We start from the raw sequence: 21,224 nt of genomic DNA, 5'->3' as shown, positions 1-21,224 counted from the left end.
TGGCTGCGATCATGATGTTGTCACGCAAATCGGATAGCTGCCCATTGGCATCCCGCCAATAGCCGAATCGTCTTCCGGGCGAGGCGTCGATAAGGAAAGTGAAGACTCGTGCGCTATGCAATCTACTTCGCGCCGCCGGCCGATCACCGGCTGTCGCTGGCCGCAGCCCGTTGGTTGGGGCGCGACGCCTTCACCGGCGGCGCCGTGGCCCGGCCAGAAATCCCGGCGCTCGATCCTGATAGGCAGGCCGCTCTGACGGCCGAACCGCGCCGCTACGGCTTCCATGGCACGCTCAAAGCGCCCTTCGAACTTGTACCCGGGCGAAGCGAGGCCGACGTGATCGCTGCCTTCGACGAATTCGCGGCCGAAATCGAACCCTTCGAGATACCGGAGATCACGCTCGACCAGATCGGCCCGTTTTTCGCGCTTGTGCCGAGCGCACCGTCCGCCTCCCTGCAAAATCTGGCGGAGCAAGCCGTTCGCCGCTTCGAACCGCTCCGCGCGCCGCTTTCGCAAGCTGACATGGCCCGCCGCAATCCGGATAAATTGACGCGGCGTCAGAGGGATTACCTTGCGGCATGGGGCTACCCCTATGTCTTCGAAGAGTTCCAGTTTCATCTGACGCTCACCGGCCCCGTGCCGGAGGAGACACGCAGCGTCATGCGCGAAACGCTCGAGGTCGCCTTCGACCCATTCATCGGCCGCCCGCTCAGCATCTCGACAGTCGCACTTTTCGTCGAGCCGCAGCGCGGCGCCCCCTTCACCGTTCACTCCCTGCTGCCGCTCGGCAGCGCATCCGCACGAAAGATTGCATGACATGAGCAGCGAACAGGTTCTTTCCAATGCCCGCATCGTCCTCGAAGACGATATCATCGACGGGTCTGTGCTGATCCGCGACGGAAGGATTGCCGACATTTCGGAAGGCGCGAGTCGAGTTGGCGAGGATTTCGAAGGCGACTACCTGCTGCCCGGCCTGATCGAACTGCATACCGATCACCTGGAAGCGCACTACTCGCCACGCCCGGGCGTGCGCTGGCTGAAGATCGCCGCGATCCAGGCCCACGACGCCCAGGTGGTCACGTCAGGCATCACGACCGTCTTCGACTGCCTGCGTCTCGGCTCGGACGAGGAGAGCGGCTTCCCGAAGGGCGAAATGCGCAGCATGGCCGATGCCTTGGCGCAGGCGAAGGACGAAGGGCGGCTGCGCGCCGACCACCTCATCCACCTGCGCTGCGAGGTCTCGACGAACGACGTCCTCGAGCACTACGAGGATTTTCGCGACGACCCGCAGGTGCGCCTCGTCTCGCTGATGGACCACGCGCCCGGCCAGCGCCAGTTCCAGACGATGGAGCAATATACGCTCTACTACAAAACCAAGCGCGGCCTCACGGACGAGGCTTTCGCGGCTTTCTGCGAGCGCCAGCAGGCCCTGTCGGCCCGTTTCGCGGCACCACATCGCACTGCGCTTGCCCAGGCCTGCGCCGCACGCGGCATCACCATAGCCAGCCACGACGACGCGACCCTTGCGCATGTCGAGGAGTCGATCGGCTATGGCGTCCGGCTCGCCGAGTTTCCGACGAGTTTCGAAGCGGCGGAAGCCTCGCACCGGGCGGGCCTCAGCGTCCTGATGGGAGCACCGAACGTCGTGCGCGGCAAATCGCACTCCGGAAACATCGCCGCCCGCGAACTCGCGGAGCGCGGCGTGCTCGATGTGCTTTCTTCGGACTACGTACCGTTCAGCCTGATCCATGCGCCCTTCATCCTCGCGGATGAAGTCGAAAGCATCGACCTGCCGAGCGCGATAGCCTTGGTGACCGCGACACCGGCACGCACCGTCGGTCTTAGCGACCGCGGCCGGATCGTCGTCGGGCTGCGCGCCGATATCGTTCGCGTCCGTCGGCCAGAAGGCATTCCGGTTGTTCGCTCCGTCTGGCGCGAAGGACGGCGTGTCGCATGATGGCGGAGGAAAGGCACGGCGGGACGCTCATCGTCGTCGTCGGCCCGAGCGGCGCCGGCAAGGATAGTGTCATGGGTTTTGCCGCCCGCCACTTCGCGCAGCGGCCCGATATTCTCTTCGTCCGGCGGGTCATCACCCGCCCCTCTGATGCCGGCAGCGAAGTGCACGAAAGCGTCTCCGCCGCCGAATTCGAGGCAATGCAGGAAGGCGGCGCCTTCGCGGTTTCCTGGCAGGCGCACGGCTTGAGCTATGGCATTCCGCGCGACATCGCCGACAAGATCGAGAGCGGCATGACGGCGATCGTCAACGGCAGCCGCGCCGCCCTTCCCGCCATTCGCGCCGCCTTCGGCAAGGTCGCCGTCGCCCTCGTCACCGCCGACGCCTCGGTCTTGGCGAAGCGCCTCGCCCAACGTGGGCGCGAAAACGAGGAAGACGTGCTGCGCCGGCTGAAGCGGCAGGTCCCCGACGTCGTCGCCGGGCCGGACGTGACGGTGATCGACAACAGCGGCCGGCTTGAGATCGCCGGGCAGCGTTTCGTTGCGCTCGTCGAACAGCATTGCGCCAAGTCGCACCACCCCGCCTGATAAGGGCATTTTGCAGTCAGGTGGAACCAGCTGACGTCGTATAAATGCGGCAAAGCAAAGAGTTAGATCGGTAGCGCAAACGCATAAGAGCGCATCCGCTCCGGCGACAACTGGTCGTTTCCGCCCAAGCCCCGGATCAATGGTCCGGGGCTTTTTCGTCCTGGCCGCTCGCCCCGTCCGCAGCTCGCGTTACCTCTTTGCACGTGAGCAAAGAATTTTTCCCTTGCCGTCCGCTTTATTATGTATATACATTATCGCAACAGAAGGGGCGGAGATCAGATGAACCGAAACGCCGACATGGAACGCAGCAGTCTCTGGCGCAATGTGCGCCTCGCAACGCTCCGCGAGGATCTGGGCCCGCTCGGCATCGTCGAAAAAGGAGCCGTTGCTGTCTGCGGTGACCGGATCGTCTACGCCGGCGCCGAAGGCGATCTGCCATCCGAGCTTTCTTCGGCCGACCAGGTGATCGATTGCGACGGACGCTGGATGACCCCGGCGCTGATCGACTGCCACACCCATCTCGTCCATGGCGGCAATCGCGCCCGCGAATTTCAGCTGCGGCTCGAAGGCGCAACTTACGAAGAGATTGCCCGCGCCGGCGGCGGCATCGTCTCGACCGTGAAGGCAACCAATGCGCTATCGGTCGAGGAACTGGTGGCTGCCGCCCTTCCGCGGCTCGACGCGCTGCTCATGGAAGGCGTCTCGACTGTCGAGATCAAATCGGGCTACGGCCTCAACATCGATGCGGAACTGAAGATGCTCCGCGCCGCCCGCCAGTTGGAGCGCCTTCGCCCGGTGCGCATCGTTACCAGCTATCTCGCCGCCCACGCCACGCCACCGGAATACAAGGGCCGCAATGCCGACTACCTCGGCGACGTCGTTCTTCCCGGTCTGGTCCAGGCGCATGCCGAAGGACTGGTCGACGCCGTCGATGGGTTCTGCGAGGGGATCGCCTTTTCGCCTGCCGAGATCACGCGTGTCTTCGACAAAGCCAAGGCACTTGGCCTGCCGGTCAAGCTTCATGCCGAACAGCTTTCCAATCTCGGCGGCGCCAAGCTTGCCGCCTCCTATGGGGCGCTTTCGGCCGATCATCTCGAATATCTCGATGCCGATGGCGCCGCCGCCATGGCGAAGTCCGGGACTGTCGCCGTCCTGCTGCCCGGGGCGTTCTACACGCTGCGCGAAACGCAATTGCCGCCGATCGAAGTTCTGCGCACCGCCGGCACACGCATCGCCATCGCCACCGATTGCAACCCGGGCACGTCGCCGCTGACCTCCCTGCTGCTCACGATGAATATGTCGGCAACGCTCTTCCGCCTGACGCTCGAGGAATGCCTCGCCGGCGTCACGCGTGAGGCTGCCCGCGCGCTGGGCATACTCGATGAGACCGGCACGATCGAAGCGGGTAAATCCGCCGACCTTGCCCTCTGGAACATCGAGACGCCGGCGGAACTGATCTACCGCATCGGCTTCAACCCCCTCTCCGAGCGGATCTTCAAGGTTGAAAGGATTGCCCGATGACCATTGTTCTGAAACCCGGTTCCGTGCCGCTCAAGGACCTGGAGACGATCTACTGGACCGGCGAGCCGGCCCGCCTCGACCGCGCCTTCGATGCCGGCATCGAGAAGGCCGCAGCGCGCATCGCCGAAATCGTCGCCGGCAACGCGCCCGTCTATGGCATCAACACCGGCTTCGGCAAGCTTGCCTCGATCAAGATCGACAGCGCCGATGTGGCGACCCTGCAGCGCAATCTGATCCTCTCGCATTGCTGCGGCGTCGGCCAGCCTCTGCCCGAAAACATCGTGCGTCTCATCATGGCGCTGAAGCTCGTCTCGCTCGGGCGCGGCGCCTCCGGCGTCCGGCTCGAACTCGTCCGTCTGATCGAGGGGATGCTCGAAAAGGGCGTCATTCCGCTGATCCCGGAAAAGGGTTCAGTCGGCGCCTCGGGCGATCTTGCACCGCTCGCCCATATGGCAGCGGTGATGATGGGGCATGGCGAAGCCTTCGTCGCCGGCGAACGCATGAAGGGCGCTGCCGCCTTGAAGGCGGTCGGGCTTGCCCCGGTGACGCTCGCCGCCAAGGAAGGCCTGGCGCTGATCAACGGCACCCAGGTGTCGACGGCATTGGCGCTCGCGGGCCTGTTCCGCGCCCATCGTGCCGCTCAAGGAGCGCTCATCACCGGCGCGCTGTCGACCGATGCCGCCATGGGATCGTCCGCGCCCTTCCACCCCGATATCCATATGCTGCGCGGCCATCGCGGCCAGATCGACACGGCGGCAGCCCTTCGGCGACTGCTTGAGGGATCGGTGATCCGCCAGAGCCACCTCGAGGGCGACGAGCGCGTGCAGGATCCCTATTGCATCCGCTGCCAGCCGCAGGTCGACGGCGCCTGCCTCGATCTCTTGCGTTCGGTCGCCGCGACGCTCACGATCGAGGCCAATGCCGTCACCGACAACCCGCTCGTGCTCTCCGACAATTCCGTCGTTTCCGGCGGCAATTTCCATGCCGAGCCGGTGGCGTTCGCCGCCGACCAGATCGCCCTGGCCATCTGCGAAATCGGCGCCATCTCCCAGCGGCGCATCGCCCTCCTCGTCGACCCGGCCTTGAGCTACGGCCTGCCGGCCTTTCTCGCCAGGAAGCCGGGCCTCAATTCGGGCCTGATGATCGCCGAGGTCACCTCCGCTGCACTGATGTCGGAGAACAAGCAACTCTCGCATCCGGCCTCCGTCGATTCGACGCCGACCTCGGCCAACCAGGAAGACCACGTATCGATGGCCTGCCACGGCGCGCGCCGCCTGTTGCAGATGACCGACAACCTGTTCTCGATCATCGGCATCGAAGCCTTGGCCGCCGTCCAGGGTATCGAGTTCCGGGCGCCGCTTGCGACCAGCCCGGAACTTCAAAAGGCCGCCGCCGCGGTGCGTGCCGTTTCCCCGACGGTCGAGGAAGACCGCTATATGGCCGACGACCTCAAGGCTGCAGGCGACCTCGTCGCCTCCGGCCGGCTGGCGGCCACCGTCGCCGACGGCATCCTGCCGCGACTGGAGGCTTGACATGGCCGTCTTCGAAGTCCGGCAAGGCACCTCGCCGGTGATCCTCGGCTTTCCCCACACGGGCACGGAGGTACCGCCACCGATCTGGCAGCGGTTGAACGACAACGGCCGCATCCTGGCCGATACGGATTGGCACATCCACGACCTCTACGAAGGCCTGCTGCCGGACGCGACAACCGTGCGCGCCACCTTCCATCGCTATGTCATCGATGCCAATCGTGACCCTGAAGGCATCAGCCTCTACCCGGGTCAGAACACGACCGGGCTTGTGCCGGAAACCGATTTCGACGGCGTGCCGATCTGGCAGGAGGGCCAAGGCCCGACGGATGCGGATATCGCCGCGAGGCTGCGCGATTTTCACGCTCCTTATCATGCCGCGCTTGCCGCCGAGATCGCCCGCGTCAAGGCGATCCATGGCGTGGCGGTTCTCTATGACTGCCACTCGATCCGCTCGCACATACCTTTCCTCTTCGAGGGCAAGCTGCCGGACTTCAATATCGGTACGGATATGGGCAAGACCTGCGCCCCAGCGATCGAGGCCGCAGCCGTGGAAACCGCCGCGAAAGCAGAGCGTTACACCCATGTCCTGAATGGCCGCTTCAAAGGCGGCTGGACGACCCGGCACTATGGAAAGCCTGAAGCCGGCGTTCACGCGATCCAGATGGAACTGGCGCAGTCGACCCATCTGGCGTCGGAAGCGCCCCCATTCGCACTGGACGCAGCCAAAGCCGAGGGCCTTCGCCGCCATCTCCGGCGGATGCTGCAGGATATCGAAACAATCGCACTCGACCTCAACAAGTTTGGCCAGAACTTGCAGAATTGAATAATCACAATGTCTTATGGCGGAATGCTGGGCTGACACCTCAGCAAAGGTTCCAGCATCCGCCGAGACGTCAAATGACAGGGAGTGAGGCATGAACATGACCAATCCGCGCCACAACATCCGCGAAATCCGCAGCCCGCGCGGAACCGAGATCAGCGCCAGGAGCTGGCTGACCGAAGCGCCGCTCCGGATGCTGATGAACAATCTCGACCCGGAGGTCGCCGAGAACCCGCACGAGCTCGTCGTCTATGGCGGCATCGGCCGGGCCGCCCGCACCTGGGCGGATTTCGACCGGATCGTCGCGACGCTGAAGGATCTCAACGAGGACGAGACGCTGCTCGTCCAGTCGGGCAAGCCGGTTGGTGTCTTCCGCACCCATAAGGATGCGCCCCGCGTGCTGATCGCCAATTCCAACCTCGTGCCGCATTGGGCGACCTGGGATCATTTCAACGAACTGGATAGGAAGGGTCTCGCCATGTACGGCCAAATGACCGCCGGTTCGTGGATCTATATCGGCAGCCAGGGTATCGTGCAGGGCACCTACGAGACCTTCGTCGAAGCCGGCCGCCAGCACTATAACGGCGACCTCAAGGGCAGGTGGGTGCTGACCGGCGGCCTCGGCGGCATGGGCGGCGCCCAGCCGCTCGCCGCAGTCATGGCCGGCGCCTGCTGCCTGGCGGTCGAATGCAACCCGGACTCGATCGATTTCCGCCTGCGCACACGCTACGTCGACGCGAAGGCCGAGACGCTTGACGAAGCCATGGAGATGATCAACCGCTGGACGGCCGCCGGCGAGGCGAAATCCGTCGGCCTGCTCGGCAACACGGCAGAGATCCTGCCGGAAATGGTCCGGCGCGGCATCCGCCCGGGCATGGTGACGGACCAGACCTCGGCGCATGACCCGATCAACGGCTATCTGCCGAAGGGCTGGACCATGGCCGAGTGGAAGCAAAAGCGCGAAACCGACCCGAAGGCCGTCGAAAAGGCCGCCCGCGCCTCGATGCGCGAGCATGTCGAAGCGATGATCGCCTTCCAGGACATGGGCATCCCGACCTTCGACTACGGCAACAACATCCGCCAGATGGCCAAGGAAGAAGGTCTCGAAAACGCCTTCGCCTTCCCGGGCTTCGTGCCGGCCTATATCCGTCCGCTGTTCTGCCGCGGCATTGGCCCGTTCCGCTGGGCGGCGCTGTCGGGCGATCCGGAGGATATCCGCAAGACCGACGCCAAGGTGAAGGAACTGCTGCCCGACAACAAGCATCTGCACAACTGGCTGGACATGGCTGCCGAGCGCATCGCCTTCCAGGGCCTGCCGGCGCGCATCTGCTGGGTGGGCCTTGGTGATCGCCACCGCCTCGGCCTCGCCTTCAACGAAATGGTCAGAACCGGCGAACTCAGCGCGCCGGTGGTCATCGGCCGCGACCACCTCGACTCCGGCTCCGTCGCCTCGCCGAACCGCGAGACCGAAGCGATGAAGGATGGCTCCGATGCCGTGTCCGACTGGCCGCTCCTGAACGCCCTGCTGAACACCGCATCCGGTGCCACCTGGGTATCTCTGCACCATGGCGGCGGCGTCGGTATGGGCTTTTCGCAGCATTCGGGCGTCGTCATCTGCTGTGACGGGTCGGAAGATGCCGCCCGCCGCGTCGAGCGGGTGCTCTGGAACGATCCGGCGACCGGCGTCATGCGTCATGCCGATGCGGGCTACGACATCGCTGTCGATTGCGCCAAGGACAAGGGCCTGCGCCTGCCGGGCATTCTTGGCAATTGACGCGAAAGCGAACGGCCAAGGGCGACGGTATCCGCCAGACGCGGATGCTGTCGCTCAACCCCCCTGGCCGGCCTGCGAACCGCTGCCTTGGTCACACGGCCTAAGTCCAGCGGGCGGAGAGACGCGCCTTTGGCGTGAATTCGAAATTGCGATCGAAGGGGAAGATTGGCCGCTGACGCCGCTCGCTCGTAAGCTTCTCTATGTCTTGATTGACGACACCCTCAGTGAGCGCCATCAGATTGGGATTGGCGATCGGCGCGAGTTCGGGTGAGAGGTAACCGGACTTGACGACCAGCAGGCGGGACGACTGCGGGTCGAGCCCGAGGCGGCGGAGATCCTCGATATTATGATAGGGGCGCCGCCGCGTCGAAAGCACGACCGTGATGCCGTCCACCTCGACCACCGCCTGGCGTTCCGCAAGGGAACCGGGATCATCGAGCCTGACGACTTTTGCCGTCACCTCGGCGGAAGGACTCGTGGAATCGAGACTACCGCCGATCCGCAGCGGTAGCGTCCCGGCCTCGCCAGCCGCAAAACACGCCTCTACCGCCGGGCGATCGGCAATGCCGGCGATGAGCGCGTCCTTCCAACCACGTGCCAAAAGCGCCTTCAAGACGTCGGCGCGGTCGCCGACGCCCCCACCGGTCGGGTTGTCGCCGGAGTCCGCCAGAATGAGCGGCTTTGTCGCCGCGCCTGCGGCAATATCGAGCATTGCGTCGAGGGTGCCGGTTACCGGACCGAAGCGGAAGTTTTTCCGGGCATCCCAGTAGCTTGCGGCGATTTCCTCCGCCGCCTTCGAGGCGGCTGCCTGGTCCGATCCGGTCACGACCGCGCAGGCGGTGGCCCGCGGCTCGTCGGCCCAGACGTAACCGACCATCAGGTTGGCATCGAGAATGCCATGCCGCGCATCCAGGTCCGGTAGCCGTCCATACAAGCTCCGGGCGGGTTCATCCTCCGTCGAGGTCCGTTCGCCGGGCAGCAGCACCGGTACCGGCGCCCAGGCGACGCCGGGCCGCGTGCCGCTTCGCAGCGCCTCCACCAGCATTGTCCAGGCCCGCAACATGGTTTCGCACGTATCGATATGCGGCGCCGTGCGATAGGCTGCGAAGATGTCGATCTGGTCGATGATCCGCTGGCTGACATTGCCGTGCAGGTCATAGCTGACCGCAACCGGGCAATCAGGCCCGACGACGGCACGGGCGGCGGAAATCCAATCGCCCTCCGCATCGTCCATGCCGTCGACCTTGATGGCGCCATGCATGGCGAGATAGAGGCCATCGACCGGCCGGGCCGCCTTCAGCCCTTCGAGGAATTCCGTCTTGAAGGCCTCATAGGCCGGCTGCGAAACCGGGCCGCCGGGGACGGCACGGGCATGCAGAAGCGGAACGTGCTCCACACCATCCGCATCGAGGAAACTGAAGTAATCCGCCTGCAGCAGCGCCTCGCCCCTCAAGACCCGGAAATCCTCGACCGACATCAACACCGGCGAATAGGTACTGCATTCCGTATGAATTCCCGCGACGGCGATCCGCATGCTCAACCTCACAGCGTCGGGCTCAGAGGCGCGATCGCAGCAAAGCGCAGCCAGTCCTTTTCAGCCTTCGGCGTCCAGGCCGCCTCGGCGATCGCCGCCAAACGCGGGAAGACGAGCCGGTTGAAATAGCTGCGTGACAGGAAGTGTTCCGACCAGATGCAGGCCTGGACACCCTTCATGCGGTTCTTCAGCTCTTCCGGGAATTCGCCCTCCGCTTCATAGCCATAGGTGTGCGCCGGTGTTGCCGTACCGGCCCAGCTTGCACCGGGTTCCTGCCAGGCCTCCGCCTGGGCCATGTCGAGGTAATAGGCCTGGCCGGGCGTCATCACGACGTCATAGCCCTCGCGGGCCAGCTCGATCCCGACCTTGGGGTTCTCCCAGGCCATCAGCAGCGTGTCCTCGGTTCCGACGCCGCCGCCATGAGCAACCTCGTTCCAGCCGACCAACTTGCGACCGCGCGCCGTCAGCATCCGCTTCACCTTTTTCAGGAAATAGGATTGCAGGGCGAAGGTCCCGGAGATGCCCTCCTCTTCCATCAGGCGGCGCGCCAGCGGTGAAGCCAGCCACGAGCCGTTCGCCACCTCGTCGCCGCCAATGTGGATATATCGGCTCGTGAACAGCTCGACCATCTCGTCGAACACCTTTTCGAGGAATTCGTAGGTGAGCGGCACGGCCGGATTGAGGGCGTTGTTGGGATAGCCCTGCACCGAATGATAGCTCTCCGGCGCCTCCTGACCATCGGCAAGCTCGGGAAGCGCGACAAGGGCCGCGGTGCTATGGCCGGGAATATCGATCTCGGGCACGACCTCGACACTGAGCGACGCCGCCCGCGCGACGATGGCCTTGACGTCCTCCTGGCTGTAGAAGCCGCCGGCGGGTTCGGCGCCGTTGCCGAGCTGCGGCAGCAGCGGCTCGTCGGGCCCGCGCAGAACGCCGAGCGTCGTCAGCGTCGGATAGGCCTTGATCTCCAGCCGCCAGGCTTCGTCATCCGACAGATGCCAATGGAAGATGTTGAGCTTGAACCAGGCCAGAATGTCGATCAGCCGCAGCACGTCGGCAGTCGGATAGAATTGCCGCGAAACATCGAGATGGCAGCCGCGCCAGCCGTAACGGGGCCGATCGGATATCGTGCCCGACGCGGGAAAGCGGAATTTGCCTGGATGGTTGCGCGCCCCGTCGAGGAGTTGCGCGAGCGTCGTCAGGCCATATTGCCGTCCGGCGGCGGCGCCATATTCGAGCCGGATGTCGCGACCGGAGAAGGCAAGCCTGTAGGCTTCTCCACCGAGTTCGCCGTTCCTCACAAAGAAGATCGGCAGCGCTTGGCCGGAGGGCGCAAGGCTGAGGGGAGCGTGGCCAGCGGGAAACAGTCGGTGAAACAGCGCCAGCACATCGGAAACCGCGCCGATCTCCTTCGCGCTGCTTCCCGCTGCCGGATAGAGGAGCACCGGGAAGTCTTCTCCGGGCACCGCGTCGACCTCGGCCGGCCAGGGCTGCAACGCGAAGGGTAGGTCGAGCCGGCCTTCGGGCAGGCGTGGCGGCGGCGGTTCGCTTGTCGCTCCTTCGAGCCGAAGATCGGACACCGCCACCGGCACATGGCTGCCGTCGGATAGCGTCACATAGGCCGACTTCGCCCCGTCGGTGCAGTGCTTCGCCTGCCGGTGCAGGCCGCTGACGGTGAAGGTCCAGTTCTCTCCCGCCTGAAGGGTCAGCCCCTCGGGCGGCGAGAATTCATGAAAGTTGGCGTTGCGGCGCAGGAAGACGGCGTTCTCGCAGGCGGCTGGATCGACGACGCGGGTGAGCGAGGTATAGACGAGGCGGAAGCCGCCGAGCGGCCTGCCGGACAAGTTGAAGAGGCTGAAGGTGAAGCCTCCGTTGGGGCCGCCGTCCGGCTGCCAGGCAGATTCGAGGCGATAAGAGACCGGCTGCATGAGCATCCTCCAATGGGGTTGTTCAATAGTGGCTGGACTGAGAGAAGGTGCGGGCGAGTTCGGTCTGGCCGGCGGTGAGGCCGCAATCGACCGGCAGGCAGACCCCCGATATGGCGCTCGCCTGCGGCCCGGCCAGGAAGTAGACGGCATTGGCGACGTCATCAGGATCGACGATGCGCTGAAGCGGATACCAGCGCTTTGCTTCCTCGAAGACTTGCGGGTTGGCGGCAGCGCGCGCCTCCCAGGCCCGGGTGCGGACCGTACCGGGCGCAACGGCGTTCGAGCGGATGCCGAACTTGCCGTACTCGACCGCGATCAGACGCGTCAGATGCAGGAGGCCGGCCTTGGCCGCGCTGTAGGCCGGGTGGCCGAAGACGCTGATGCCGTTCACCGAGGCGATATTGACGACTGAGCCCCTGCTCTCCTTCAGCATCTCCTCGACCGCCCGGAAGCAGAGAAATGCGGCTTCGAGATTGAGCGCATTGTCCATCCGCCAGATGTCCTGCGTCGTCTCTTGCAGGCTGACGGCCCGCGCCGCACCGGCATTGTTGACGAGCGTATGGACGACGCCTTGCGACGCCGCCTTCTCCGACATGGCCGTCACGCTCGCAGCATCCGTGACGTCGCAGGCGACGGCCAGGAAACGCGCTTCCCCACCGAGATCACGCGCCACCTCGCCTGCTGAATCGCCGTCGATATCGGCGAGGAGGACGACGTCGTGGCCGTCCGCCAGCCGTCGGGCGATGGCGCGGCCGATGTCGCCGGCCGCGCCGGTGACGATCGCTACGGATTTCGGCATGCGGTGTTCCTCAGCCACATCAGTCTCCGAGAAGCTGGCGATCATCGCCATCCCTGTGCGCCACCAGTTGCTGCTTGATGCGCCGGAGCGTCGCCGTGGCCTGCGGCTGGACGCGGTAGGCCACCAGGCTGGCGAGGATATCGACCAGCGCCACATAGGCGATACGCGTGGACGTCGGGCGGTAGATGTTGTTGCCTTCCGGCAGGTCAACCGGAACGCTGATGTCGGCGGCCCGCGCCACCGGACTGCCGGTCTGGGTCAGCGCTATGGTCGGCACCTTGGCATCGCGGGCGAGCGTGAAGGCGCGCACAAGTTCGGCATTGCGTCCCGAAAAGGACGAGCCGATGATCGCGTCGCTCTGCCTGGCCGCGGCCGCCAGCATCAATTGCATGCTGTGGTCGGAGCTCGCGGTGATGCGCAGGCCGAGACGGAAGAGCCGGTTCTGCAATTCGCCGGCGATCATCGAGGAATTGCCGCCCGAACCGAAGGCGTAGATCATTTCCGCTCCGGCCAGCCGGTCGGCGGCCTGCTCGATCGCTGCTAGATCGAGCGAACGATGCAGCAGGAACAGCGCGTTCTGCGCCTTGGTGATGATGTCCTGCGCGACGTCGCCGGGCTCCTGGCTTTTCGGCTCCGGCTTCAGGTAGCGCATGCCGACGTAAGCCGTGCGGGCCAGTTGCACCTTGAAATCGGAAAAGCTGTCGCAACCCAGCCGCCGGCAGAAGCGCGTCACCGTCGGCGGCGAGACATCGGCCTTGCCGGCAAGCTCGATGATCGATGCGTTGACGGCGAACTCGAAGTCGTTGAGCAGAATGTCGGCGATGCGGTTCTCCGACTGCGACAGCCGCTCCTTCTCGTGCTGCAAGGTTGCGAAAATATCCATTCGGACCGCCCCTCCTTAAACCTCATCGAGACGCGGGATGCGGGCGAAATACCGCACGCACTTTTCCTCATCCCGCGACATGTCGGGCGTCCTTGGGCTTGTAGGCGACGCAGTCGATCTCCACCTTGCAATCGACCATCATCGAAGACTGCACGCAGGCACGTGCCGGCGGATGCGCTCCGAAATATTCCTGATAGATCTTGTTGAAGCTCCAGAAATCGCGCGGGTCGTCCAGCCAGACGCCGACTCTCACCACGTGTTCGATACCGTAGTCGGCCTCTTTCAAAATGGCCAGCAGATTGCCGATCGCCTTGTGAGTCTGCGCAACGATATTGCCGTCGACGACCTCGCCATTTTCCATGGCCACCTGCCCGGAGACATGGAGCCAGCCGTCCGCCTCCACGGCGCGCGCGAATGGCAGCGATTTTCCACCTGCCCCAACCTGTTCGGCGCCATAGCGTTTGACGGACATCGGAACCTTTCGTGCAAATTATTTTCGTGTTGCGTTGACAAGTCACCACAGAAAGCCGAATTTGGCCAGAGAAAAACGTCATTCATGAAAAGAATTTCAATCCGGGACGAAAGACATGCGGGATCCTTTCCAGAATCCGTTTCCCACCAGCGACGCCGCCCGACATGCGATCTGGGAGATGCTGGTGACTCGGGACATCGACGCCTTCCTGGCGGCCGATTGGTCGCTTGTGGCCGCGGATTTTGTCGAGGATGGCTTTATCGGCATCGATGGAAAGCGGGAGGCAAGTCCTGATCGTTGGCGGTTGACCTTCCCCTCTCTCGCGGCCTATCGCGACGAGTGGCTGCGCCAGGCGCGCGATTTTGCCGAGCAGGCCTTCGCGGAGGACGCACGCACCGCCATTTTCACCACCACGACACTCGAGGACATCGAGATCAATGGCGACCGGGCGCTGGCCCGCAAGAAGTTCGATGGCGGCATCAAGAAGGCCGATGGAAGCTTCGATGTCTTGAAGTGGCAGACGGTCTATTATTGCCGCCTGCATGAAGACCGGTGGAAGATCTGCGGCTTCACCGGCTATCTGCCGAACCCGATGGGTTCGAACTGAGGGCAAGGAAGGCAACGGCATTGCGGATATTCACGGCAGCCCTGGCGACCGAAACGAACACTTTCTCCCCGATCTGCATTGACAGGCGCGCCTTCGAAGCGTCGCTCTATGCGCCTCCCGGAAAACACCCGGACACGCCGACGCTCTGCACCGCGCCGATCACCGTGGGTCGACGCGTCGCGGCGGAGAAGGGCTGGCAGCTGATCGAGGGAACCGCTGCCTGGGCGGACCCGGCCGGTCTCGTCAATCGGCAGACCTATGAGGCGCTGCGTGACGAGATCCTCGGACAATTGCGCGCGGCCCTCCCCGTCGACGCCGTGGTGCTCGGGCTGCATGGAGCGATGGTCGCCGACGGCTACGAGGACACCGAAGGCGATCTCCTGACCCGCGTGCGCGACATCGTCGGACCGAAGGTGCTCGTCTGCGTCGAGCTCGACCCACATAGCCATCTCACTGAAAAGCGTGTCGCTGCGGCCGATTTCTTCGTCTTCTTCAAGGAATTTCCGCATACGGATTTCGTTGATCGGGCCGAAGACCTCTGGCGCATCGCCGTCGATACGCTCGAAGGGCGCGTCCGCCCGGTCATGTCGGTGTTCGACTGCCGGATGATCGACGTCTTCCCGACATCGCGCGAGCCGATGCGCAGCTTCGTCGACAAGCTGATGCGGATCGAGCGGGAGGATCCGGACGTCCTGTCGCTGTCGGTCGTGCATGGCTTCATGGCCGGCGACGTCCCGGAAATGGGCACCAAGATGGTGGTGGTGACCGACGGCCGCCCGGAGAAGGGCCAGGCGATCGCGCGCGAACTCGGCCTCGAACTCTTTGCCAAGCGCGGCACCTTCCGCATGCCGGAGGTCGACGAACGACAAGCGGTCGCCGCCGCGATCGCCGCGCCCGCCGGCCCGGTGGTGATTGCAGACATGTGGGACAATCCCGGCGGCGGCACGGCCGGCGACGCGACGGTGGTACTCGGGGAACTGCTGGCGAAGGGCGTCACCGATGCGGCGATCGGCACGATCTGGGATCCCATGGCCGTGCAGATCTGCATGGCAGCCGGCGAAGGCGCGGAAATTCCCCTGCGCTTCGGCGCGAAGTCTGCGCCCGGCACCGGCAATCCTATCGATGGCGTCATCCGGGTCGTCGGGCTGGTGCGCAATGCCGAAATGCGCTTCGGCGAGAGCTTCGCGCCCTTCGGCGATGCCGCGCATATCCAGCATCGCGGCATCGACATCATTCTCAATTCGACACGGGCGCAAGCCTTCGATCCCAGCCTTTTCTCGGTCATGGGTATCGACCCGACCGCCAAGAAGATCCTGGTGATCAAGTCCACCAACCATTTCTACGCGTCGTTCTCGAAGATCGCCTCGCAGATCCTCTATTGTTCGGCCGGAACGCCCTACCCCAACGATCCGGCGAAAACGCCCTATCGGCGCGCGCGACGCGACATCTGGCCGATCGCCAGTGATCCTCACCGGCGCGAACTCCTCGAAGCGATACGCGATACCGCAGCCGGCAAGGACACGTCCGGCCCCGGTGCAGCCCGCAGCCAGGATTTCCTCTATCGGGACGACGGCCTGCCGAAATGATGGCGGTCGATAGGTGGCTCACCAATCGATGGCTTTCAGCAGACGCGCAAATGCGGCGATGCCGCCTCTTCCTTCAGCCATGAGGCGAAGGTCTCGGCGCCGGCGCTGAGACGGCGGTCTTGCGGCATGACGAGCCAGTAGGCGATCTTTTCGGACCGGACGGTCTGCGGGAAAGGCTGGATCAGCCTTCCGGCGGCGAGATGATCGCGAACCATGTGCATGCGTCCGATCGCCACGCCCTGTCCGTTCAAGGCCGCCTGGAGCACGATGTTGTAGTCGGTGAGTTGCAACACGCGCGCCCGGCGGATATCGATCCCGACCTCGCCGAGCCACAATTCCCACCCCACCGGATTCCAGGACTCGAGCAGGGTCTGAAGAAGCAGATCCCCCGGCTCGCCGAAGCGCGAGCCGTCACCATAAAGTGTCAGGCTCACGACCGGGCTCAACTCCTCATTCATCAACCACTCCGCCCTGATCCCCTCCGATTGGCCGCTGCCGAAGCGGATCGCTAGATCGACACCGTCCGCTGCGAAGTCTGCGAGGCGCAGTGTCGGATCGAGCTCGACCTCTATCTCCGGATGCTTCAGCATGAAGCCGGCAAGGCGCGAAACCAGCCAGTTCGCGGCGAAGGAGGGCAAGACGCTGACGCGCACCCTTTGCCGGGCCACCTGTCGGCGCATCTCGGACGTCGCATCGGCGATGATCCCGAAAGCCTCGACGGTCTTGTCCAGGTAGGCCGACCCCGCCGGCGTCAACTCGATACTCTTGGCCTTGCGCACGAAAAGCCGGACGCCCAGCGTTTCCTCGAGCTGCTTGATGTGGTGGCTCACCGCGCTCTGGGTAATGAGCAGCTCCTCCCCGGCACGGCGGAAGCTCAGCAGGCGGCCCACCGCCTCGAACGCCCGCAAGGCTTGCAGCGGGGGCATGGTGGTGGAGGCGCGCATGAGTTCCCTGGTTCTTAGGATAGAGACATTAGCCTGATCGATTGCACCATAATGCAGTTTGAATTGGAAGCAATCGGAGGGCCGTTGCATTCTCGCCGGCATTCCAAGGGGAGACCGCCATGTTAGAAACCATCGCAGCCAGACTTTCCGCTCTCGGACATGCTCTGCCAGTCCCTTCAAGGCCAGCGGCGAACTACGTTTCCACGGTTCGAACCGGCAACCTTCTTGCCGTCTCGGGCCAGATCAGCGCCCGGCGCGACGACATCTTCACCGGGTCGGTAGGTGCCGGGGTTACTATCGAAGAGGGCCGCATCGCCGCCGAATGCGCTGCGATCAATGTCCTGTCACAAATTGCCGCTGCGACCGACGGTTCTTTGGCGGCCGTCCGGCGGGTCGTTCGGCTCGGCGTCTTCATCGCCTCGTCGCCCGACTTCGCGGAGCAATCGCTGGTCGCCAACGGGGCTTCGGATCTTTTCGTCAACGTGTTCGGCGAGGCGGGGCGGCACGCGCGCGCCGCCGTGGGTGTGGCCGCGCTGCCGGCCGGTGCCACCGTCGAGGTCGACGCACTGGTCGAGCTGGAGCCAGCCGCATGAGCGATGTATTCGACCTCGAAAGGCTGCGAGCCGATACGCCCGGCTGTGCGGCCGGCATGCATTTCAATCACTCCGGCGCCTCGCTGCCGTCGCAATCGACGCTGACGGCGATGTGGGACTATCTGAGAAAGGAAGCCAACGACGGCCCGATGGAGGCGGCGAATAGTGCCACGTCTCTTCTGGAGGACGTGCGCGCCGACACGGCGGCACTGATCGGCGCCAAGCCGAGCGAAATTGCGTTCCTTGGCAGCGGGTCGACCGCCTGGGGCGCCGCCTTCTCGGCCTTGCCGCCGCTTGTTGCAGGCGACCGCATCCTCGTCGGCCGCCAGGAATGGGGCGGCAATCTCGCCACCATGCAAGACGCCGCGGCGCGGGCCGGCGCGCGCATCGAAACCATTCCGGTTCACGAAGACGGCAGCATCGACGCCGAGGCCCTGGCATCGATGATCGATGAGCGCGTCCGTCTCGTGTCGCTCACATGGCTGCCCGCGAATGGCGGCCTGATCAACGATGCGGCAGCGGTGGGACGCGTGATCCGGGCGGCCGGCGTCCCCTATTTCATCGACGCGGGCCAGGCCCTCGGGCAGATCCCGATCGACGTCGCTGCGCTTGGATGCGACGTGTTGAAGGCTGCGGGCCGGAAATTTCTCCGAGGACCGCGTGGCACGGCGATCCTTTATGTCCGGCAGGAATTCCTCCCGCGGTTGACACCGCGCTATCTGGATGTGCTCTCCGGGCCGATGGTCGATGGGGTCGTCAAGATTCGCAACGATGCACGCCGCTTCGAGGCCGGCGAGATTTCGCCCGCACTGATTTTCGGACTGGGCGCTGCCGCGCGCCAGGCAAGGACGCTCGGCATCGCGGCGATCCGCGACAGGATCAAAATTCTCGCGAACGGCCTGCGCGACAATCTGCGCAACTTCCCGAATGTGACGGTGCGGGATCTCGGAATCGAGCTCTCCGGTATCGTCTCATTCACCGTCGAGGGCATTCCGGCAACGCAGGTGCGCGCCGCCCTGGCCGAAAGGCAAATCGCAATCGGCGCGAATGGCGTTCCCTATACGCCGCTCGACATGATCGCGCGAGGGCTCGACCAGATTGCCAGAGCTTCGGTAAGCTATCTCAACACGTTACCGGAAATCGACCGCCTTTCGGAAGCGATCGCGGATATCGCGCGGCGAGCATGAGGCCGCCATCTTTCCTGGCCGCGCTGCCAAACGGATAAGTCAAACAGAAATGTCGGAGCATAAGATGGATTTGGGAATCAAAGGCAAACGGGCGCTTGTTTGCGCAGGTTCGAAGGGGCTGGGACGAGGCGTCGCCGAGAAGCTCGCCGAGGCGGGCGTCATTCTGACGCTCAATGCCCGCGAGCCGAAACAGCTTCGCGAGACGGCGCGCGCCATCAGCAGGGACTATGGCGCCAAGGTGGAGATCGTCGCCGCCGACGTGACGACGGAGGAGGGCCGCAACGCACTCCTGCAGGCCGAGCCGCGGCCCGATATCCTGATCACCAATGCCGGCGGCCCGCCGCCCGGCGACTGGTCGAGCGTGACGGAGGACAATTGGCTGGAGGCGATCCGATCCAATATGCTGGCGCCGATCCTGCTGATGAAGGCTGTCATTCCCGGCATGATCGAGCGGAAATGGGGCCGGATCGTCAACATCACCTCGGCCTCGGTCAAATCGCCGATCCCGGAACTCTGCCTCTCCAACGGCGCCCGCACCGGACTTACCGGATTCGTTGCCGGGACGGCCCGCCAGGTGGCACGCCACGGCGTCATCATCAACAACCTGCTGCCCGGATCGCATCAGACGGAACGCCTCGAAAAGCTGCTGGAAAAGTCCGCCAAAGCACGGGGGATTTCGCTCGAACAGGCGCGCGCCGAGGAATATGCGGAGAACCCGACGGGACGGGTCGGCAGGCCCGATGAGTTTGGCGCCGCCGCCGCATTCCTCTGCAGCCAGTATGCCGGCTACATCGTCGGGCAGAATCTGCTGCTCGACGGCGGGGCGCTCAATTCGACGCTCTGAGCCCCAATTCTTTGGTTCTATCGACGATGCGTCGAACCATGATCAGGTCGTCGACTTCTCGGCCATTGCGGATGCAGCCGCCGGGAATGCGGCCGGCCGCCTCGAACCGTTCTCGGCGATAGAACGCAATCGCGGCCGGATTCTCGGCGCTGACAGAGAGTTCCAGCTGCCGGATGCCTTCGCTCCGCGCAAAATCGGTCACCGCGGCGAGAAGCAGCCGCGCGACACCGCTGCCGCGGAAATCCCTGTTCACATAGACCATGACGATCGTGGCGCGATGCACCATCTTGCTTGCACGCTGGCGCAACAGGCCCATGATGCCCACCGGCTCGCCCGCGTGGAAAGCAACGAAAGCGGGATTGTCGATCAGCCGCCGGCGCCATTCGTCCTCCGGCAGCTTCTCCCAATCTTCGGCACTGCTGGCGAAGGATTCGGGTTCCGTGCGCAGTGCCTCGAGCCTAATGCGCCGAAAGCTTTCGACATCGTCCGGACCGAGCAGTCGTATCGACGTGGTCACGCTCAGGCGGCCGGATCGAACAGGGCAAGATCGATGTCGGTCATCTCGACCCGACGCTCGAAGGCGATGCCGTTTTCGTCGAACAGGTGGCAATCGGCGGCGCGGATGCCGGTCTTGACCTGTTGTTCCGGCCGGATGGCCGCGGTTCCGGGCAGCATGGCGCAATAGTTCTCGCCCTCGCCGCCCAGCGAGGCGTAGGCGACCGTGTGCGCGCCGAGGCGCTCGATGACGGAAGGATTGACGGTGAGCGTCAGGTCGCCCGAGCCGGTCTGGATGTGTTCCGGGCGCACGCCGAGCGTCAACGTACGACCGGCCATGCCGCTGCGCGGCGTAACCGGAACGAGCGCCGTCTGCCCCCTGTAGTCGATTTCGACGCCTGCCTCGCTCACGCCCGTGCAGGTGACCGGCAGGAAGTTCATCTTCGGATTGCCGATAAAGCCGGCCACGAAGATGTTGGCCGGCTTGTGATAGAGCTCCAGCGGCGCGCCGGTCTGGGCGATCTCACCGGCATTCAGCACGACGATCCGGTCCGCCATCGTCATCGCCTCGACCTGGTCGTGCGTGACGTAGATCATCGTTGCCTTCAATTGCCGGTGCAGCTTGGCCAGTTCGATGCGCATGTCGGCGCGCAGCGCCGCGTCGAGGTTGGAAAGTGGCTCGTCGAAGAGGAAGATCTTCGGCTCGCGCACGATCGCCCGGCCGATCGCGACGCGCTGGCGCTGGCCGCCGGAAAGCATGCCCGGTTTCTGCTGCAGCCGCTGGTCGAGGTGCAGGATGCGCGCCGCATGCTCGACCTTCGCCTTGAGTTTCTCCTCCGGCATCTTTTCGACTCTGAGCGGAAAGGCGATGTTCTCGAACACGGTCATATGCGGGTAGAGCGCATAGGACTGGAAGACCATGGCAATGCCGCGCTTGACGGGCGGCAGGTCGTTGACCCGCTTGCCGTCGATGACGATGTCGCCGGCCGTCGTCTCGTCGAGGCCGGCAATCATACGAAGCAGCGTGGACTTGCCGCAGCCGGAGGGACCGACGAACACGACGAATTCGCCGTTCTTGACCTCGAGTTCTATGCTCTTCAGCACCTCGTATGTGCCGTAGAATTTCTGAACCTTGTTGAGATTAAGCTGTCCCAAGTATCTTTC

20 protein-coding genes are annotated in these 21,224 nt (G+C 64.4%); 12 read left to right on the top strand and 8 right to left on the bottom strand.

Annotation, left to right across the window (positions count from 1 at the left end; all coding sequences use genetic code 11):
• The first annotated feature begins 108 nt into the window (after positions 1-108).
• The 7 genes from NGR_RS06345 (at position 109) to hutU (ending at position 8,188) form a co-directional block, all read left to right on the top strand.
• On the top strand, positions 109-816 hold the full coding sequence (locus NGR_RS06345) for a DUF1045 domain-containing protein (protein ID WP_015887426.1): 708 nt from the start codon (positions 109-111) through the stop codon (positions 814-816).
• A gap of 1 nt (position 817) precedes the next feature.
• Positions 818-1,957, top strand: a complete 1,140-nt coding sequence (locus tag NGR_RS06340; RefSeq protein WP_015887425.1) for an alpha-D-ribose 1-methylphosphonate 5-triphosphate diphosphatase — start codon at positions 818-820, stop codon at positions 1,955-1,957.
• Positions 1,954-2,541 carry a phosphonate metabolism protein/1,5-bisphosphokinase (PRPP-forming) PhnN gene (gene phnN / locus NGR_RS06335; protein WP_015887424.1) on the top strand — a complete coding sequence of 196 codons (588 nt, stop codon included), beginning with the start codon at positions 1,954-1,956 and terminating at the stop codon, positions 2,539-2,541. The genes NGR_RS06340 and phnN overlap by 4 nt, the downstream gene beginning before the upstream one ends.
• A gap of 279 nt (positions 2,542-2,820) precedes the next feature.
• Positions 2,821-4,062 carry an imidazolonepropionase gene (gene hutI / locus NGR_RS06330; RefSeq protein ID WP_015887423.1) on the top strand — a complete coding sequence of 414 codons (1,242 nt, stop codon included), beginning with the start codon at positions 2,821-2,823 and terminating at the stop codon, positions 4,060-4,062.
• Entirely contained in the window at positions 4,059-5,594 is a 1,536-nt protein-coding gene (gene hutH, locus NGR_RS06325) for a histidine ammonia-lyase (RefSeq protein WP_015887422.1), read from the top strand. Before hutI ends, hutH begins: the two co-directional genes overlap by 4 nt.
• 1 nt (position 5,595) lies before the next feature.
• A complete protein-coding gene (hutG, locus tag NGR_RS06320) occupies positions 5,596-6,417 on the top strand; it encodes an N-formylglutamate deformylase (protein ID WP_015887421.1) in 822 nt (273 codons plus the stop codon).
• Between the two features lie 97 nt (positions 6,418-6,514).
• Positions 6,515-8,188 (top strand): urocanate hydratase, encoded by a 1,674-nt coding sequence (hutU, locus tag NGR_RS06315; protein WP_164924087.1) that lies wholly within the window; start codon positions 6,515-6,517, stop codon positions 8,186-8,188.
• A 100-nt stretch (positions 8,189-8,288) separates the two neighbouring features.
• Here the strand turns inward: hutU and NGR_RS06310 are convergent, their stop codons facing one another.
• From NGR_RS06310 to NGR_RS06290, 5 genes are all read right to left on the bottom strand, one after another.
• Positions 8,289-9,722 carry a M81 family metallopeptidase gene (locus tag NGR_RS06310; RefSeq protein ID WP_015887419.1) on the bottom strand — a complete coding sequence of 478 codons (1,434 nt, stop codon included), beginning with the start codon at positions 9,720-9,722 and terminating at the stop codon, positions 8,289-8,291.
• An 8-nt stretch (positions 9,723-9,730) separates the two neighbouring features.
• On the bottom strand, positions 9,731-11,650 hold the full coding sequence (locus NGR_RS06305; protein WP_015887418.1) for a beta-N-acetylhexosaminidase: 1,920 nt from the start codon (positions 11,648-11,650) through the stop codon (positions 9,731-9,733).
• A 22-nt stretch (positions 11,651-11,672) separates the two neighbouring features.
• On the bottom strand, positions 11,673-12,449 hold the full coding sequence (locus NGR_RS06300) for an SDR family oxidoreductase (RefSeq protein ID WP_015887417.1): 777 nt from the start codon (positions 12,447-12,449) through the stop codon (positions 11,673-11,675).
• A 19-nt stretch (positions 12,450-12,468) separates the two neighbouring features.
• Complete coding sequence (locus tag NGR_RS06295; protein ID WP_015887416.1) at positions 12,469-13,332, bottom strand: MurR/RpiR family transcriptional regulator; 864 nt, start codon at positions 13,330-13,332, stop codon at positions 12,469-12,471.
• Between the two features lie 67 nt (positions 13,333-13,399).
• Positions 13,400-13,804: a RidA family protein gene (locus NGR_RS06290; protein WP_015887415.1), complete on the bottom strand. Its 405-nt coding sequence runs from the start codon at positions 13,802-13,804 to the stop codon at positions 13,400-13,402.
• A 115-nt stretch (positions 13,805-13,919) separates the two neighbouring features.
• Here NGR_RS06290 and NGR_RS06285 point away from each other — a divergent pair, with 115 nt between their 5' ends.
• Both NGR_RS06285 and NGR_RS06280 read left to right on the top strand, forming a co-directional pair.
• The gene (locus tag NGR_RS06285) at positions 13,920-14,411 is read left to right on the top strand and encodes a hypothetical protein (protein ID WP_015887414.1); all 492 of its coding nucleotides are present in this window, start codon (positions 13,920-13,922) and stop codon (positions 14,409-14,411) included.
• A 20-nt stretch (positions 14,412-14,431) separates the two neighbouring features.
• Positions 14,432-15,997, top strand: coding sequence for a M81 family metallopeptidase (locus NGR_RS06280; protein WP_015887413.1), 1,566 nt, complete (start codon positions 14,432-14,434; stop codon positions 15,995-15,997).
• A gap of 35 nt (positions 15,998-16,032) precedes the next feature.
• On the opposite strand, the gene gcvA is transcribed toward NGR_RS06280, so the two are convergent.
• A complete protein-coding gene (gene gcvA / locus NGR_RS06275; protein ID WP_015887412.1) occupies positions 16,033-16,941 on the bottom strand; it encodes a transcriptional regulator GcvA in 909 nt (302 codons plus the stop codon).
• A gap of 119 nt (positions 16,942-17,060) precedes the next feature.
• Between gcvA and NGR_RS06270 the strand changes: the two genes are divergently transcribed.
• The 3 genes from NGR_RS06270 (at position 17,061) to NGR_RS06260 (ending at position 19,565) form a co-directional block, all read left to right on the top strand.
• Positions 17,061-17,534 carry a RidA family protein gene (locus NGR_RS06270; RefSeq protein ID WP_015887411.1) on the top strand — a complete coding sequence of 158 codons (474 nt, stop codon included), beginning with the start codon at positions 17,061-17,063 and terminating at the stop codon, positions 17,532-17,534.
• Positions 17,531-18,721, top strand: a complete 1,191-nt coding sequence (locus NGR_RS06265; protein ID WP_015887410.1) for an aminotransferase class V-fold PLP-dependent enzyme — start codon at positions 17,531-17,533, stop codon at positions 18,719-18,721. Before NGR_RS06270 ends, NGR_RS06265 begins: the two co-directional genes overlap by 4 nt.
• Positions 18,722-18,785: 64 nt before the next feature.
• Entirely contained in the window at positions 18,786-19,565 is a 780-nt protein-coding gene (locus NGR_RS06260; protein ID WP_015887409.1) for an SDR family oxidoreductase, read from the top strand.
• On the opposite strand, the gene NGR_RS06255 is transcribed toward NGR_RS06260, so the two are convergent.
• Positions 19,549-20,082, bottom strand: a complete 534-nt coding sequence (locus NGR_RS06255; RefSeq protein WP_015887408.1) for a GNAT family N-acetyltransferase — start codon at positions 20,080-20,082, stop codon at positions 19,549-19,551. The two genes, NGR_RS06260 and NGR_RS06255, sit on opposite strands and share 17 nt — an antisense overlap.
• A gap of 2 nt (positions 20,083-20,084) precedes the next feature.
• Complete coding sequence (locus tag NGR_RS06250; RefSeq protein ID WP_164923926.1) at positions 20,085-21,215, bottom strand: ABC transporter ATP-binding protein; 1,131 nt, start codon at positions 21,213-21,215, stop codon at positions 20,085-20,087.
• Positions 21,216-21,224: the final 9 nt, after the last annotated feature.

The sequence above is a fragment of the Sinorhizobium fredii NGR234 genome, from assembly GCF_000018545.1.
GTDB lineage: Bacteria > Pseudomonadota > Alphaproteobacteria > Rhizobiales > Rhizobiaceae > Sinorhizobium > Sinorhizobium fredii_A.
Note: the sequence above shows the minus strand (reverse complement) of the source record. Positions and strands in the feature narration are given on the sequence as shown.

Excerpts from the sequence above, each read along its gene's own strand:
- phnN (WP_015887424.1), top strand. The coding sequence starts at position 1,954 with ATGATGGCGGAGGAAAGGCACGGCGGGACGCTCATCGTCGTCGTCGGC.
- hutH (WP_015887422.1), top strand. The coding sequence starts at position 4,059 with ATGACCATTGTTCTGAAACCCGGTTCCGTGCCGCTCAAGGACCTGGAG.
- hutG (WP_015887421.1), top strand. The coding sequence starts at position 5,596 with ATGGCCGTCTTCGAAGTCCGGCAAGGCACCTCGCCGGTGATCCTCGGC.
- gcvA (WP_015887412.1), bottom strand. The coding sequence starts at position 16,941 with ATGCGCGCCTCCACCACCATGCCCCCGCTGCAAGCCTTGCGGGCGTTC.
- NGR_RS06310 (WP_015887419.1), bottom strand. The coding sequence starts at position 9,722 with ATGCGGATCGCCGTCGCGGGAATTCATACGGAATGCAGTACCTATTCG.
- NGR_RS06305 (WP_015887418.1), bottom strand. The coding sequence starts at position 11,650 with ATGCAGCCGGTCTCTTATCGCCTCGAATCTGCCTGGCAGCCGGACGGC.
- NGR_RS06340 (WP_015887425.1), top strand. The coding sequence starts at position 818 with ATGAGCAGCGAACAGGTTCTTTCCAATGCCCGCATCGTCCTCGAAGAC.
- hutU (WP_164924087.1), top strand. The coding sequence starts at position 6,515 with ATGACCAATCCGCGCCACAACATCCGCGAAATCCGCAGCCCGCGCGGA.
- NGR_RS06270 (WP_015887411.1), top strand. The coding sequence starts at position 17,061 with ATGTTAGAAACCATCGCAGCCAGACTTTCCGCTCTCGGACATGCTCTG.
- NGR_RS06260 (WP_015887409.1), top strand. The coding sequence starts at position 18,786 with ATGGATTTGGGAATCAAAGGCAAACGGGCGCTTGTTTGCGCAGGTTCG.
- NGR_RS06300 (WP_015887417.1), bottom strand. The coding sequence starts at position 12,449 with ATGCCGAAATCCGTAGCGATCGTCACCGGCGCGGCCGGCGACATCGGC.
- NGR_RS06290 (WP_015887415.1), bottom strand. The coding sequence starts at position 13,804 with ATGTCCGTCAAACGCTATGGCGCCGAACAGGTTGGGGCAGGTGGAAAA.
- NGR_RS06295 (WP_015887416.1), bottom strand. The coding sequence starts at position 13,332 with ATGGATATTTTCGCAACCTTGCAGCACGAGAAGGAGCGGCTGTCGCAG.
- NGR_RS06265 (WP_015887410.1), top strand. The coding sequence starts at position 17,531 with ATGAGCGATGTATTCGACCTCGAAAGGCTGCGAGCCGATACGCCCGGC.
- NGR_RS06285 (WP_015887414.1), top strand. The coding sequence starts at position 13,920 with ATGCGGGATCCTTTCCAGAATCCGTTTCCCACCAGCGACGCCGCCCGA.
- hutI (WP_015887423.1), top strand. The coding sequence starts at position 2,821 with ATGAACCGAAACGCCGACATGGAACGCAGCAGTCTCTGGCGCAATGTG.